Genomic DNA, 14,339 nt, shown 5'->3' on the forward strand with positions numbered 1-14,339 from the left:
CAATACTCAATGAAAACATACAAGCCTTGGTATATGGCACAGATGTCTATTGGCGTCGTGCAATGGGTGGGGATTGCTCTTATACTTACCCCCATTATCATAGAACGAACTGGCAGCGGTGCTCTTATGGGCAGTGTCATGTCTCTGATCGGTCTGTTTGGTGTTAGTGCACCACTGATTGGCTGGCTTGCTGATAAATATGGCATTCATAGACAAATGCAAAAAGCGGCCCTTATATCACACCTACTATCGCTAATATTGCTCTATTTTGCACAAACGCAAGCGCTTGTTTACCTACTGGTTGGTCTGACAATAGGTATCGGTACAGTCTCTTTGTTGGTATTAAACCCTACTTTCGTGCTTAACTCTCTGCCCGAAAAACAGCAAGCTCGCGGCCTTAGCCGATTGTTTCAATTTCAGTTTCTTGGCATCGTCATTGCGGGCTCAGTACTTGGACTGGTCAGCCTGATGGGGTGGTCAAATGAGCAAAAGCTACTTGTGCTGATGTCCATGGTTTGCATTTCTATCGTCGCCGTCTTTATCGCCCCACCGCCAAAAGTCGTTGTTGATAAAGAATCGAGTCAAGAAACTAACGACGAAAGTAGCACCCAAACGCAGACGAAAAAGCGCGGATTGCTCGCCTTTATCCTGTTTCTGGGTACGGTATTTGTTTCGATGTTCACTTCCAGTAACTTGATGGAAACTGGTCCTATCATCATTAAAGAAGTCTTTAATGTTGACCTAGGACACTCTGCATTTGGTCTTGCCGCTTCTGCAGCACTGACAATGGTACTGCTCGAACCTGCTGGACGTTTAGCGGAAAAAAGCAGTCCATACATTATCTGGATGGTGTCTTTTGCCTGCTACGCAATTACCGCGATTGGGTTGTGGCTTGCAGTCGGTAATAACATTCCAAGCTTTGTGCCGGTACTGTTAATAGTACTGCTCATGCAAGCTATTTCCTGGTTCGATATGGTGATACCCGCGATTGCCGACGAACTGAGTCCAAGCTCACCAGCGCTAACGCAAGGTTTGCTCATGTTTGCTATGGCATTGGGTTTTGGTGTCGGTACTTTTATCGCAGGTCAACTCATTGATGCTAGTGGCTTTGTTGCCGTTGTCGACTATTGCGCTGCCAGCATTCTTGTTACTTTAGTGCTGGCTGTCACCACCTTGCTTGCGAAACGACTTAAAAAGTAATTACAGCTCAATTAGTAAAGGTCAGGCTACTCCTGACCTTTTTCTGTTTTTTACAGCTGCCAAGCATGACCCACTGTTATGTAATACGCCCACTCTTCTGGACCTTTTGCCACATCGACACCTGCACGCATATTTAGCTGTCGAGCAATCAGGTAGCGAAAACCGCCCCCCACCATTGATCGATAATCTGCCTCCGAAACGCTTTGTCCCTCTTCGACGGCTTTGCCTGTTCCAGTAAACCCGACTAACGACCAACGAGGCGTGATATCAAAGCGAGCTTCAAACTCAACCAAAGCCATGTCATCTCCCTGATAACGCATCGCCGGAACACCGCGCATGTTGATAAACGGCCGTGCGTAATAAGGCGCATCTTCAGAAACAGTTTGGTAGTCTCCTCGTAACCCTATAACTAAATCACTTGTTACTGGGGCAAAGTAGTTAGCTTGCAAACGCGTTTTATGATAGTCCACATCCCCGCCAAAGGATTGATTATGAAACGAGGTTCCCACTTTGGCTTTAAGGCCGTCATTAGGCGTAAAAATGGTGTCTCGGCTATCATAAGTGACTTTTAACTCAACAGAGCCGTCGTTCATGTCGTAGTCTATGGGATCAATGCCGGGAAGAATGTTGCCAATATCGAAAGTGCTCTTCGAGGATAAAATGCTGTACTTTGCCCCAACAAACCAATTTGAGCCGGCAATGCGATAATCAATATCTTGCATGAAGTAGAGGCCATCAATATTGAAGTCAAACGGCTGATCAAACTCGTAGAATTTCAAATTAAATGAGCCATAAAACAAGCCACCTTGATAGCGCCAAGTATCTTCTTGCCACGACCCAAAATGAAAGGCTCCTGTCAGCCACGTGCCATTAGCTGTTGCTGCGGCCGCAACCGCTGTAACACTCGGCGGCAAACCGACGACTTCATCTGGATTTTCTTCACGAAGTTGTTTTCGCTTATCTGATTCATGGAAAAACAGTAAAGCTGCGCCACCACCAACACCAACCGCAGGGTCGGTAATAATAATCGGGACTGGCATAAAACCGACAGCATTATCGAGTACCCAAGAGCTGACATCCAGCATCCCATCTTGAGGGTCAATAAACTGATCCATGGCATTAACAGAGGACACAAAAGGTACGCAACTCAAACACATCAGTGACCACTTGTTCATTTAAGCACTCCTTGCTAGAGGTATTCCAGTTAACAAATATACAGTAAGGTTATAACACCTAAGTACTTATTCCGCTAAACTTATCGAAACAATCGCGTTTGAGTGTCTTTCATCCAAGACCTTTGAAGCTCGAGACAGAATAAGCGGATTTGTCGCCGCTGATAATGCCATAACCTGAGTCATGTCATAGAAAACAATGAACTTCTCGCTATGTTTCACACTCATAAAGTGGCAAAATATCGCTGTTAAATTACAAGAGAGTTGCCCTGGTGTCAGAACAAGCCCCACTCGATGTTCGAGTTGAAGAACACAAAGTTCAAATTAATGAACAATTACAACGCATTCTTTCAAGTAAAGCTTTTGAGCAGAGCCCGAAAATGAAGGAGCTGCTGACATTCGTTGTAACGCAAACACTCGATGGTAATGGTGATCGACTCAAGCAGTTCACGATTGCAACTGAGGTGTTTGATCGCGACGTCAACTTTGATCATCAAGCCGACCCGATTGTTCGCATTCAAGCGGGTCGAGTTCGCCGCACCCTGGAAACCTATTATTTAACAGAAGGCATCAACGATCCTATTGTTCTGACCATCCCGAAAGGACGCTATTGTCCAATGTTCACGCCCAGAGTTGTTTCAGTCCCCTCGGTGACTGAAACAACAACTCACACCCTGGCTATAAAGCCACTAAGTCCAACGCTCACCGTGCTTCCTTTTTTGTCACTGTCAGAAGACACCGAGAAACAATATTTTGCCGACGGTTTTGGTGAAGAGCTCGCCACTGAACTGGCCCGCTTTGATATGCTGAAGGTGGTTTCCATGCACGCTTTAGGGGAAACCAATATTGATCCTCGAACCTCAGCGGATGTTAAAGGCCTAGGTGAAAAACTTGGAGTCTCATTTATTACATCAGGTACGATGCAAGCATTGGGCAATAAAATGCGTGTTTACGCTCGTCTGTATCGCACCGATACTGGCGAACAAGTCTGGGCCGAAAAATACACCTGCGACCTTACCACCGATGACCTCTTTGAAATGCAAGATGAGATCATCGCTGAGATAGTGGCTGAATTGGCGTCAAGCTTTGGGATTATCCATCGAGAGATCTATCAAAGCTGCAATCAAAAACGTATCGAGCACTTGTCGACCTATGAGGCAACACTACGTTACCGTCACTATTTGATGACGCTTACCGAAGATACGCATCAACTGGCTACTCAAGCTTTATTAAGCGCCGTTCAAAGTGAGCCTGATGTGGCGTTACTGCATGCAATGCTGGCTGTGTTGTATTTCGATGCCGAAATGTTAGGCATGAATAAGGTTGATAATGCCGTTGATACTGCATTAAGCCATGCAAAAAGAGCGGTTGAGCTTGAGCCAACCAACCAAGAATCACAAATCGCTATGCTTATGGCTCACCAAGTTAAAGGCGATATCAATGGCATTCTAGAGACGGTTGATAAAGTACTCGACATTAACCCTAACGCAGCCTACCAAATTGGCTTGTCGGGCTGGGCACTTTGCATGGCTGGCGAGTTTGAGCGCGGTTTAAAATTGATTCAAAACTCGAAGGATCTGAACCCATTTAGGCCTCCTTGGTTCTCGATTGCTTCTATCGTCCACCTTATCATGCAGGATGATTTTGATGGCGCTGACAAAGCAGTTAGTAAGCTATCACTGCGTCGTTTATTCTGGATCCCAATGCTTAAAGCCATCATACAAGTCTACAAAGGTGAATTTATACAGGCACAAGCGAGCTACAAGGAAATGCTTCAATTAAGGCCTGACTTCGAAGGTAACGAGGAGCGCTATATTTGTGCTTACATATCTAGTCCTGAAATTAAAAATAAGCTTCTGAGCGCACTAGCGCGACTATAAAGACGGATAAACAACTAAAAAAGAGAGCGGTGAGGCTCTCTTTTTTAGATAACTAGCTAGTCGTAGAAGACATCATCGTAAATTTCTTCTTCTAAGATCTCTTCTTCGATGATTTCTTCCTCTAGATACTCTTCCGCGATGTATTCTTCGGCAATGATTTCATCTTCGATAATGACATCGGTCGCGACTTCGCAGGCACCTTCGTAGTAAGCACCATCAATGGCGCCGCCTACAGCTCCGGCTCCGCCGCCAATAAGAGCTCCGGTTTTGGCACCATTACTGCCATCGACAATCCCACCGACTATAGCACCCGTTATTGCACCGTCGACCGCACCGACTACAGCTCCTTCAGCTTCCTGATCACAGTAGTAAGCATGACTGTTTGCACTAAGAAGTAACGTAAGGCAAAGCGTGATTCGAATTATTGTTTTCATTGATAATTTCCTATTACTGCGCAAGTTGGTTGTAAGCATCAATACTCATTCCAGCACTAAAGCCACCATCTACACCTATGGATTGACCATTAACAAAGCTGCTGTCTTCAGATGCCAAAAAATGAACAACGGCAGCCACTTCTTTAGGTTGCGCTATGCGACCTAGAGGTACAGCACGCTTCTCCATCCTCAATTGAGGTTCACCACCAGCGGCATGAGCACGTGGCGTATCCACCGATGTGGGGCACACAGCATTGACTCGGATCTGTTTGCTGCCAAGCTCTATTGCTGCTGTTTGAGTGATTCCCAACACTGCCCATTTTGAACTGGCAAGCGCTCCTAAGTAAGGCACGCCTTGGGTACCAGCAACCGACGCTATATTGATAATACTGCTGCCTTTAGGCATATACGGCACTGCGTGTTTGATAGTTAAAGCCGTTCCAAGCGCATTGACCGCAAAATTAGCATCGTACTCCGCTTTCTTTGATTCCATAATCGTACTGTAACCATTCGTGGAACCAGCGCAATTCACAAGTACATCAATTCTGCCGAAGCGTTCATAGGTGATGGCCATTAATTCACTTAAGGAAAATTCGTCCGTTACATCTGCATAAACGTACATAGCATCGAGGGTATGCAAGGCCTCTTCCGACGCATCGGTACCAGCGATAACCAATTGCGCTTTTGCATCCAGTAAACGCTGGGCAATCGCTTCGCCAATACCAGACGTACCTCCGATAAGAACAATGACTTTATCCTTCAGCTGAAATGGCATTGCCATAATCTAAAACCTCTTGATGAGATGGAATCAATATTGAAATGCGTTGTATCCACGAATTTAACTCGTCACGCGAGTCAAAGGGAGTTATTAACTGGATGCGATCCAGTAACAATGAGAAAGTAAACTAGAGACGTGGAAATAAGGCTTCCTTGCCTTGGTCTTAGAGAGGAAACTAAGATTTGGTTAGAAGAACCAAGTCGCACCGAGGCGCACTTCACGGTTGCCATCTAGGTGCTTCATGCGTGATTCACCACCCGCTTTGAAGAAGTGCTCAGAGTAAGTCACGTTACCCCAGATACTGCCATCTGAAGTAAGGGGAATACCACCTTCAAGGTTCAGTTCTAATGATTGTTCGTTTTTACCAAACGCGTTTTGGTAGTTGGCGTACTGCGGGTTAGCCGTAATGTAATGACCTTTTTCAGTCAGATAAAAAGAGTTAAACCAGTTGGCTTGCCAACCATTACCAGAACGACCGTTATCATACTCATTACGCATCACGGTGACATTTGGGTAAGATACCCAAGAGTCGAATGGTGTAATGACCTTAGCGACCGCACCAACAGCGACAGTGTCTTTCGCCCCAGAGTTTTTCGCAACCCAGTTCTTATCGTAATTGATGTAATCCAATGAGAAACCAATTTCAGGCAGCAATGCTGAACCCGTAGCGTGAACCTGAAAATAACGAGCACGTACACGAGACATTCCAAAGTCCTGCTTTTGGCCTTCGCCAGCATCTAGATTGGTTTGAAAATCACCTTCAAACTGCCCCAAGTAACCAATGCTTTCAGTGTATGAGCCAGCCATGTTCAATTGAACACGAGTTAGGCCATCTTTGCCTTTAGCTCCCGAGTCCACTTTAAGGTAGGTTTGAGGGCGTGTTACATCCGCAGGATCATTTGCTTGCTCTTCTTGTGCGTAAGCAGAGTTTGCTATCGTCATAGCAATCATTACTGACAGTGTTGAAATATGACGCATTGGTCGCTTCCTATATCATGAATTCTGCGACGCAGTATGCCGATATAAAAAGGGCAGCAAAGTAACAAAGGGTAAGCTACCTATACGGTAAAGCGAATACTACCGCCTCCCATGTAGCCGAACAATCGTTACATTTCGCGGGCAACTCGAAGCTAACCATAGATAAGTGCCGGTTATTATTATTGAAATAGGAAAAAGTAGCTCATGAGAAGTGCATCCTCACGACCGTTTTCGCAAGGGTAGTAATCCTTGCGACGATCGACTTCATTGAAACCTTGGTGCTGGTAGAGGTTTATTGCCGCCTGATTACTTTGCCGGACTTCTAACCAAGCACTTTCGGCATTAATCTGCTCACATTGTGATAGAAAATGGTGGATAAGCTCCCTACCGTACCCTTTCCCTTGATGACAAGGGGACACCGCAATATTGAGCAGTGAGACTTCACCGACAATATGCTGCGCATAGTAGTATCCCACGACGTCTCCATCGACACTCAGCACAAAATTCATTGCGCCACGACCATTTAACTCATAAATCATAGAGGACTTCCATGGGTGAGTGTGGGCGCGTTGTTCGATACTCCAAACCGAATCGAGGTGCTCTCTATCAAGAGTTGAAAAGACTTTATTCATAAGAGCGTATTTGATTCCAAAGGGTACGACGTTGGTGATCATTCCCCTGGATACCTGATATCAAGGGGGATGACAATAATTTTGTAGCCGATTCTTGCATCGCTAGGTGCTCGGTTAGCTTTGACTCGTTTTCGCACCCAGCAAACCAAATCCATTCAAGCCCACTCGCTTGAATGCGAACTAAGTGATCAGGTTCGATATGACGAGACTGCGATAACTCAAGCTTCATCGCTTTTAAGATACGTGAGTAAAATTCGGCCAGCTCACCACTAGGGTTTTCAGGGCTAACCAATAACAATCGGCATGACTCTGGAATCGCTATCGGTTGTGGCACGAAACCCTGCAGGCGTTCTGGGTGAGCCACATCCCAAGCTTGAATGCCCATATGCTGAAGCTTCAGTCTATCTTGATTCATACTCCGTGAATTGCTCGCTCATAGTTTCAGATTGTTGCTGATGTTATCAGACGCTATTTGATTATACCAATCTGCGCCATTTCTACGTTGATGTGTGATCTTTGCGTATGATTATCTAATCACCTAACTGTCGCAAGGCGATTACAGTTCGCTGAATTCAGCGCTGTACTCAACTAATGCTGAGCCCTTAGCGTGCCTGTTCGTGTCAATCTCTGCTGTTAAAAATTGAACCTGAAACGCACCTTCTCGCACGTCCCATTGGCAATTAAGTCCAACGTCCTTAGCAGCGCTAAAGCCTAAACGAGAATAGTAATCAGGGTCGCCAAGTACCACACACACCGGGTATCCAAATTCACGAAGCGAAGATAACCCCTCTTCAATCAAACGAGAACCAATGCCTTGACCTTGGTATTCCTTTTTTACCGCTAGAGGCGCAAGCCCTTGCCAGTTGTTATCAACACCAGCCACAGTGACAGGTGAAAACATAACGTGACCAACAATCTCTCCATCATCATTGCACGCTACTAGTGACAGGGTTCGACGACTATTTTCACGAAGTTTCATAACTAAATTAGCTTCAGCATCGGTGTCAAATACCGACTTCAATAACGCATCTGTCGGAAGGATATCAGCTGGGGCTTCGGTTCTAATGAGCATGTATGGTCTCACTCTGTTTTGCTGATGTTTGTACGCCTTTGTACACAAAATCAGCCAATTGGTTTAGGCACGCTAACATAGGCTTAGGCAGCGCGTCAAAATCAACACTGTCCATCAAATTCTTAACTTCTAAACCTAATTCCGTATCACCCTCAATACTCAAACGTCGCTGAAAAAATAACGTGTCAGGATCCTCTTTTCGACCAGCAATCAGGACCAAGTCATTGAGGTTACCACTGAAACTCACATCTTCTTCGACAGCATTGTCGGCAACTATCAGCTGTTCATTTTCGTAACTAATATACCAACTCAAATCAAGATCTCGGACATTCACTTTAAGCCACTTATCTTCTAGAAACTCGAAATCCCCATCGACTAAAGCTTCCTTAAATACGGATTTTAGTCCCTCTAAAAGAGCCTTATTTTGAATGGCTGAAGGCAATAATTGGAGCGGAGCTCTCAAAATCAATGCTGCATTTTCAACCAACTGACTGTGGATCTTGTTTAACACGTCCATTTTCCGTTATTTTGTATAAATGATGGCGTTCATCATAAGTGAACGCTTAAAAAAAGTCCTGTTATGTATCAAATAATCAATGCTTTTGCGAGTCTACTTTCCTAACTGATAAATCACAGTTATAGTGGAATGGTTATTGATTAATTAAACTCTTCTAAGAGCTGGTAGTACATTGATGTCATCCAAATTGTTAAAGGATTATTTTGCAAAGCTCACATCTAATAGCCCTTTCTTTTTTGCTATTTTGGATGAGCAACATCACTACTGTATGGTCAACGATCGGTATTGTGATGTGGCCGGACTCACCCACAATGATTTGATTGGAATGAACGATCTGCAAATTTTGGGGGAGCGTTTCTATTCGCAATTAAAGCCTTACTACCAAAAAGCACTTGAAGGGGAATCTTTAGAGGCAGAAGTTAAACTCAATGAGTCTGGTGTTGAAACCAGTCTGCATTTTAGCGTTGCTCCACTGCTTGTTGGCGATAGCGAATCGTTTATTATTTTTCATGCTATCGATACTTCAGAGAAACACGCATTAATCAGCTCGTTAGAAGAGTCTGACATCAAGTTCTCTAATCTGTGCAAACTGTTACCAGATGGATTGCTGCTGATAGATCAAGACCGTATCCTTTCTGCCAATGCTGCGGCAGTCGATATACTGGGCTTCGATTCCACAGAAGAACTTATCCGCCAACCCCTCAGTCAGATACTGCTGAATGAAGATGGCTACCACCCTCTTAACATTGTTTCTATCAGTGCTCCGCGTCACGATCCAATTCAGAGCATCGTGCAATGTAAGTCTGGGGAAAAAAAGAAAGCTCTGGTACACGCAGACCAATCACTGCAATTAAAAAACAACACGCAACTGTTACTTCTTAAGCCAAATAATACGCTGGCAGAGACTCCTAATGATTCTCACTATGAAGACGCTAACATCGATAACCTGACCAAGCTGTATAATCGCCTCGGCTTTTCGCGCTGCTTAGATCAGTTGGTTCAAAGCAAAACCCCTTTGGTGATGCTGTATCTTGATATTGATAACTTCAAAAATATTAATGATTCACTAGGTCACCACATTGGTGACCGAGTTATTCAAGAGGTTGCAACTCGCTTAAGGCGTCATCTACCACAGCATGCCATCTTGGCTCATTTGGGAGGGGACGAATTTGGCATTATCTTGCCAGATTCGGAGAACTCTAAGTTAGTCGAACAACTGGCTGAACGCATTATCTCACTCATCAATCAACCCTTTGATTTGCATCACTTTAGCAAAAGACTTGCATGTTCAATTGGCAGTGTTTCATTCCCGCAAGACGGTATTGATCCAAGAATACTGCTGCAGAATGCCGATACCGCAATGTATGAAGCTAAGGCCCGCGGTCGGAACCGTTTGATTAAGTTTAATGATCAAATGAACAAAGAAGCGCGCATGCGCTTATGGCTTGAGATTGAACTGCAAAAAGCCCTGCAACAAAATGGCTTAGAAGTGTGGTACCAGCCAAAAGTTAATGCTCGAGATTTCAGCATCAATGGCGCGGAAGCACTAGTGCGCTGGAAACACCCAGTAGAAGGCTACATCAGTCCTGCAACCTTCATTCCGGTTGCCGAACAAGCAGGTCTTATTGAACATTTAGGGCGGGTAGTTATGAGGGATGTGTTTAATACCGTCAAGCGTTGGAAGCTGCAAGGCATCTTACCTGGCCGTGTGGCAATCAACTTATCGCCAGAACAATTTGGAAATCCTAAACTCATTGACTACATGCAGCGTCTGTTAGCGTCAACCGGCCTCGATCCTAGCTGTATTACCTTTGAGCTCACCGAAAGTGCTGTCATGAGCAACAGCGACCATACATTGCAAATGCTTGATGCAATTAAGAAACTCGGATTTGCATTATCTATCGATGATTTCGGAACGGGTTACTCATCCTTGTCTTATCTGGCACACTTTCCCATTGATGAACTCAAAATAGACCGAGCCTTTATCTCTGATATAGACACACTACCCAAACAGTTAACGGTTATCGAAAACATCATTAACTTAGGTCGGTCATTGAACTTAAATGTGGTAGCGGAAGGTGTTGAGACTCGTCATCAAGCTACTCTACTGTCCAACCTCAAATGTAACTCGATCCAGGGGTTCCACTTTCATCGCCCACAACCCAAGCATGAAATTGAAGCTCTATTTGCCCATAGTCGCCGCCACAGAAACTAACCACCGTAAAACTCGCTCATAGATGTTACCCCTTCGGGGGTAAAAGCATTGTTTATTCACCTAAACCTGCCTCACATCAACTTTGCCGTTCATATTTCTTCATAAAATGCGGGTTCTACTCGGAAACATGGTAATGAGTATATGGAACTCTTATGCCCAGCAGGAAACCTCCCTGCTTTAAAAACAGCGATCGATTGCGGTGCAGACGCGGTGTACATCGGTTTTAAGGATGACACCAATGCACGCCACTTCGCTGGCCTGAACTTTACAGGCAAAAAGCTCGAACGTGCTGTTCAGTATGTCCATGACCATGGGAAGAAAATCCATGTCGCATTAAATACCTTTGCCCACCCTGATGGCTTTGAGCGTTGGACTAACGCCGTCGATCAAGCCGCTCACTTAGGTGTAGACGCTCTCATCATTGCAGACATTGCTGTGCTTGAGTATGCGGCTCGAACTTACCCGCACCTCGAACTTCACTTGTCTGTTCAGGCATCAGTGACAAACGTGGCTGCTATCGACTATTATCAGCAAAACTTCAATGTTAAACGCGTTGTCCTACCTCGAGTACTGTCAATACATCAAGTTAAACAGCTCTCTCGTAATATGACGTCATCGGTTGAGCTCGAAGTGTTTGCATTTGGCAGCCTGTGCATCATGTCGGAGGGACGTTGTTACCTTTCGTCTTATCTAACGGGTGAGTCGCCTAACACGGTTGGCGCCTGCTCTCCGGCCAAGTTTGTGCGCTGGCAAGAAACGGAATCAGGCCTTGAGTCTCGCTTAAATAACATTTTAATTGATCGTTATTCTGCTGGTGAAAATGCAGGATACCCAACGCTATGCAAGGGTCGCTTTGAAGCCGAAGTGGATGGCCAGCGTAAGCGCTACCATGCATTAGAAGAGCCGACGAGCCTAAACACACTATCAATGCTCCCTGAGCTTTTTGCCGCGAAGGTCGCGTCGGTGAAAATCGAAGGGCGTCAACGCAGCCCAGCCTATGTTGAACAGGTAACTCGAACTTGGCGTGAAGCGATTGATCTCTATCAGCGCGATCCAGAGCAATACCAGGTGAAACAAGCTTGGAATGCAGCTCTGGCTAATGTTTCAGAAGGTACGCAAACCACTTTGGGTGCTTACCACCGTAAGTGGCAATAAATAAGGGACAGAAAGAATATGAAATACGCACTAGGCCCTTTGCTTTATTTCTGGCCCAAGCAAGATGTAGAAAGCTTTTACCAACAAGCCAAAGAAAGCTCTGCTGATATCATTTATCTGGGTGAATCTGTATGCTCGAAGCGTCGCGAGATGAAACCCAAACACTGGTTTGACGTCGCCAAAGAACTATCCTTGGCCGGAAAACAAGTGGTTCTTTCAACAATGGCACTATTGGAAGCTCCAAGCGAAGTCAGTGTCATGAAGAAGTACATCGACAACGGTGACTTTGCCATTGAAGCCAATGACGTGTCGGCAATACAACTGGCCAGCGAAAAGAAAATACCTTTTATCGTGGGTCCTGCCGTTAACACCTACAACGCCCATACGCTGAGCCTATTTGCTAAACAGGGCATGATTCGTTGGTGTATGCCTGTTGAACTATCACGTGAATGGTTAGTAAATGTGTTACAGCAGGCAGAAACCTTGGGGATTCGCAATCAGTTTGAGGTCGAAGTTTTCAGTTATGGCTACCTGCCGCTCGCGTATTCTGCGCGCTGCTTTACTGCTCGCGCTGAAAACCGAGCTAAAGACGATTGTGAAACCTGCTGTATTAAGTACCCGACAGGTCTTCAGGTTGAAAGCCAGGAAGGTCAATCGGTGTTTAACCTCAATGGTATCCAAACTCAGTCTGGCTACTGCTACAATCTTGTCAACGACTTACCAAGTATGCAAGGTTTGGTGGATGTGGTGCGCTTGAGTCCACTGGGCGTAGACACCTTTTCTGAAGTTGATCGTTTCAAAGCCAACCAAAACGGGCTGCAGCCTGTTGATGCCCTCAACCGTCAATGCAACGGCTACTGGCATCAGATCCCTGGCTTGGACATTAAGCAAATCTAACCCCCGTAAATGGCCTGATGCACTCGCATCAGGCTCTATACTTTACTGTTGACCTCAGCTTGAGCGGTGTTTTGCACAGACAACGCTTTTAAATCCTTTGCGATCATCCACACGACGATCAAGCTCAATGCAATGTTTGATAACGGGTAAGCGATCCAAATCCCGGTAATAGAAAACAGCTTTGGCAGGACATACAAGAAAGGCAATTGAATCAGCATATTACCAATGGTGACGAACATCGCTTTGCCGCCATGATTGATCGCCTGGTAATACGCTGCGGCAATCAAAATAAAACCATCTAAGAACATAGAGAATAGATGTAGCCTGATCCCCGTCACGGTACTGTCAATAAGCTCTTGGTCGCTTGAATTAAAGATTGCGACCGATTGATAGGGGAAAATATTCAACGCGACAACAAAAATAAGCCCGCCGATGACGGCACTTAGCATCGCCACATTGAACAGCTTTTTCATATTGTCTTGTCTGCGCGCTCCATAGTTAAAGCTCAGCAGTGGTTGCATCGCATTGGCAATCCCTTCTGCGATCAAATAATAGAGTGTAACGATGTAGCCCAATATGGCATAAGCCCCTACCAATACCACTGAGCCGTAGTCTGCAAATAGCATATTATGTATGGCGATCATAAATGAGCCATAGGCGTACATAAAAAAACTGGATATACCAATACTGACAATACGAGGAATACACTGCAGCTGAAGTACAAAATCAGACGCACGTAATCTTAAGTTGGCCTTAGAAGAGAAGAAATAGGCGACACCAAAGATCGTGACCACACCTTGAGAGAGCATGGTTGCAATCGCCGCGCCTGTTAGTTCCCATTGCCACACAGCAATCAGGAGGTAGTCTAAGACGATGTTTAATAATGCCCCCAGCACCATTAAAGCTGTCGCCACATTTGGACTGTCGTCATTACGAAGTAGAAAAGGGACCGCTATCGAGCCTAAGCTAAACACACTGCCAAATATCAAGATATCTAAGTATTGCATTGCCAATACGTGCATTTGTCCCTGCGAGCCTTGAAGTAGCAAAAACAGATCTGAGTATTGCCATAATAGTGCTGCTACAACTGGGCTTAGAAAAGCCAATAGCATTAAACCAGTTGCCAGTATTTGCTTCGCTTCACAGAGTTTACCTTCACCTTGTTTTATCGATGCCAATGCCCCTGTACCCACACCTATCATCATCCCAATACCAAGGATGATGCTTATAACAGGCCAAGCGACATTGATTCCGGCTAAGCCATCACTGCCCATATATTGGCCAATAAAAACACCATCAACGACTTGATATAAGCCATTGACGAGCATAGCGGCAATTGTCGGGATAGCGTAACGGCCGAATTGACGGTAAATCGATGTTTGCATGACGTCTCTCTATCGGATGGCTAA

14 protein-coding genes are annotated in these 14,339 nt (G+C 45.2%); 5 read left to right on the forward strand and 9 right to left on the reverse strand.

Going from position 1 to position 14,339, the window contains the following annotated elements:
* Positions 1-9: 9 nt before the first annotated feature.
* On the forward strand, positions 10-1,200 hold the full coding sequence (locus tag LNL84_RS03070; RefSeq protein WP_244355199.1) for an MFS transporter: 1,191 nt from the start codon (positions 10-12) through the stop codon (positions 1,198-1,200).
* Positions 1,201-1,250: 50 nt separating this feature from the next.
* On the opposite strand, the gene LNL84_RS03075 is transcribed toward LNL84_RS03070, so the two are convergent.
* Complete coding sequence (locus LNL84_RS03075; protein WP_244355200.1) at positions 1,251-2,375, reverse strand: BamA/TamA family outer membrane protein; 1,125 nt, start codon at positions 2,373-2,375, stop codon at positions 1,251-1,253.
* A gap of 269 nt (positions 2,376-2,644) precedes the next feature.
* On the opposite strand from LNL84_RS03075, the gene LNL84_RS03080 reads away from it, so the two are divergent.
* The gene (locus LNL84_RS03080; protein ID WP_244355201.1) at positions 2,645-4,252 is read left to right on the forward strand and encodes a transmembrane adenylate cyclase; all 1,608 of its coding nucleotides are present in this window, start codon (positions 2,645-2,647) and stop codon (positions 4,250-4,252) included.
* A 56-nt stretch (positions 4,253-4,308) separates the two neighbouring features.
* Here the strand turns inward: LNL84_RS03080 and LNL84_RS03085 are convergent, their stop codons facing one another.
* From LNL84_RS03085 to ubiT, 7 genes are all read right to left on the reverse strand, one after another.
* Positions 4,309-4,686 (reverse strand): hypothetical protein, encoded by a 378-nt coding sequence (locus LNL84_RS03085; RefSeq protein ID WP_244355202.1) that lies wholly within the window; start codon positions 4,684-4,686, stop codon positions 4,309-4,311.
* Positions 4,687-4,699: 13 nt separating this feature from the next.
* On the reverse strand, positions 4,700-5,467 hold the full coding sequence (locus LNL84_RS03090) for an SDR family NAD(P)-dependent oxidoreductase (protein WP_244355203.1): 768 nt from the start codon (positions 5,465-5,467) through the stop codon (positions 4,700-4,702).
* Between the two features lie 183 nt (positions 5,468-5,650).
* Complete coding sequence (locus LNL84_RS03095; RefSeq protein WP_244355204.1) at positions 5,651-6,442, reverse strand: hypothetical protein; 792 nt, start codon at positions 6,440-6,442, stop codon at positions 5,651-5,653.
* 179 nt (positions 6,443-6,621) lie between these two features.
* Positions 6,622-7,074: a ribosomal protein S18-alanine N-acetyltransferase gene (gene rimI, locus LNL84_RS03100; protein WP_244355205.1), complete on the reverse strand. Its 453-nt coding sequence runs from the start codon at positions 7,072-7,074 to the stop codon at positions 6,622-6,624.
* Positions 7,067-7,489 (reverse strand): DNA polymerase III subunit psi, encoded by a 423-nt coding sequence (locus LNL84_RS03105; RefSeq protein ID WP_244355206.1) that lies wholly within the window; start codon positions 7,487-7,489, stop codon positions 7,067-7,069. The genes rimI and LNL84_RS03105 overlap by 8 nt, the downstream gene beginning before the upstream one ends.
* Positions 7,490-7,630: 141 nt before the next feature.
* Positions 7,631-8,146 carry a GNAT family N-acetyltransferase gene (locus tag LNL84_RS03110; protein WP_244355207.1) on the reverse strand — a complete coding sequence of 172 codons (516 nt, stop codon included), beginning with the start codon at positions 8,144-8,146 and terminating at the stop codon, positions 7,631-7,633.
* Positions 8,136-8,657, reverse strand: a complete 522-nt coding sequence (gene ubiT, locus LNL84_RS03115; RefSeq protein WP_244355208.1) for a ubiquinone anaerobic biosynthesis accessory factor UbiT — start codon at positions 8,655-8,657, stop codon at positions 8,136-8,138. Before ubiT ends, LNL84_RS03110 begins: the two co-directional genes overlap by 11 nt.
* Before the next feature lie 181 nt (positions 8,658-8,838).
* On the opposite strand from ubiT, the gene LNL84_RS03120 reads away from it, so the two are divergent.
* The 3 genes from LNL84_RS03120 (at position 8,839) to LNL84_RS03130 (ending at position 12,930) form a co-directional block, all read left to right on the forward strand.
* Complete coding sequence (locus LNL84_RS03120; protein WP_244355209.1) at positions 8,839-10,878, forward strand: EAL domain-containing protein; 2,040 nt, start codon at positions 8,839-8,841, stop codon at positions 10,876-10,878.
* Between the two features lie 141 nt (positions 10,879-11,019).
* Positions 11,020-12,033 carry a ubiquinone anaerobic biosynthesis protein UbiU gene (gene ubiU, locus LNL84_RS03125; protein ID WP_244355210.1) on the forward strand — a complete coding sequence of 338 codons (1,014 nt, stop codon included), beginning with the start codon at positions 11,020-11,022 and terminating at the stop codon, positions 12,031-12,033.
* Between the two features lie 18 nt (positions 12,034-12,051).
* Positions 12,052-12,930, forward strand: coding sequence for a U32 family peptidase (locus tag LNL84_RS03130; RefSeq protein WP_244355211.1), 879 nt, complete (start codon positions 12,052-12,054; stop codon positions 12,928-12,930).
* Positions 12,931-12,965: 35 nt separating this feature from the next.
* On the opposite strand, the gene LNL84_RS03135 is transcribed toward LNL84_RS03130, so the two are convergent.
* Positions 12,966-14,315: an MATE family efflux transporter gene (locus tag LNL84_RS03135; protein ID WP_244355212.1), complete on the reverse strand. Its 1,350-nt coding sequence runs from the start codon at positions 14,313-14,315 to the stop codon at positions 12,966-12,968.
* Positions 14,316-14,339: the final 24 nt, after the last annotated feature.

Source organism: Vibrio gelatinilyticus (genome assembly GCF_022836845.1).
In the GTDB taxonomy this organism is placed as follows: domain Bacteria; phylum Pseudomonadota; class Gammaproteobacteria; order Enterobacterales; family Vibrionaceae; genus Vibrio; species Vibrio gelatinilyticus.

What these genes read in the sequence shown, in the direction of transcription:
- LNL84_RS03090 (WP_244355203.1), bottom strand. Translation starts at nt 5,467, where the DNA reads ATGGCAATGCCATTTCAGCTGAAGGATAAAGTCATTGTTCTTATCGGA.
- LNL84_RS03105 (WP_244355206.1), bottom strand. Translation starts at nt 7,489, where the DNA reads ATGAATCAAGATAGACTGAAGCTTCAGCATATGGGCATTCAAGCTTGG.
- LNL84_RS03095 (WP_244355204.1), bottom strand. Translation starts at nt 6,442, where the DNA reads ATGCGTCATATTTCAACACTGTCAGTAATGATTGCTATGACGATAGCA.
- LNL84_RS03070 (WP_244355199.1), top strand. Translation starts at nt 10, where the DNA reads ATGAAAACATACAAGCCTTGGTATATGGCACAGATGTCTATTGGCGTC.
- LNL84_RS03130 (WP_244355211.1), top strand. Translation starts at nt 12,052, where the DNA reads ATGAAATACGCACTAGGCCCTTTGCTTTATTTCTGGCCCAAGCAAGAT.
- LNL84_RS03120 (WP_244355209.1), top strand. Translation starts at nt 8,839, where the DNA reads ATGTCATCCAAATTGTTAAAGGATTATTTTGCAAAGCTCACATCTAAT.
- LNL84_RS03135 (WP_244355212.1), bottom strand. Translation starts at nt 14,315, where the DNA reads ATGCAAACATCGATTTACCGTCAATTCGGCCGTTACGCTATCCCGACA.
- rimI (WP_244355205.1), bottom strand. Translation starts at nt 7,074, where the DNA reads ATGAATAAAGTCTTTTCAACTCTTGATAGAGAGCACCTCGATTCGGTT.
- LNL84_RS03110 (WP_244355207.1), bottom strand. Translation starts at nt 8,146, where the DNA reads ATGCTCATTAGAACCGAAGCCCCAGCTGATATCCTTCCGACAGATGCG.
- ubiU (WP_244355210.1), top strand. Translation starts at nt 11,020, where the DNA reads ATGGAACTCTTATGCCCAGCAGGAAACCTCCCTGCTTTAAAAACAGCG.
- LNL84_RS03075 (WP_244355200.1), bottom strand. Translation starts at nt 2,375, where the DNA reads ATGAACAAGTGGTCACTGATGTGTTTGAGTTGCGTACCTTTTGTGTCC.
- LNL84_RS03085 (WP_244355202.1), bottom strand. Translation starts at nt 4,686, where the DNA reads ATGAAAACAATAATTCGAATCACGCTTTGCCTTACGTTACTTCTTAGT.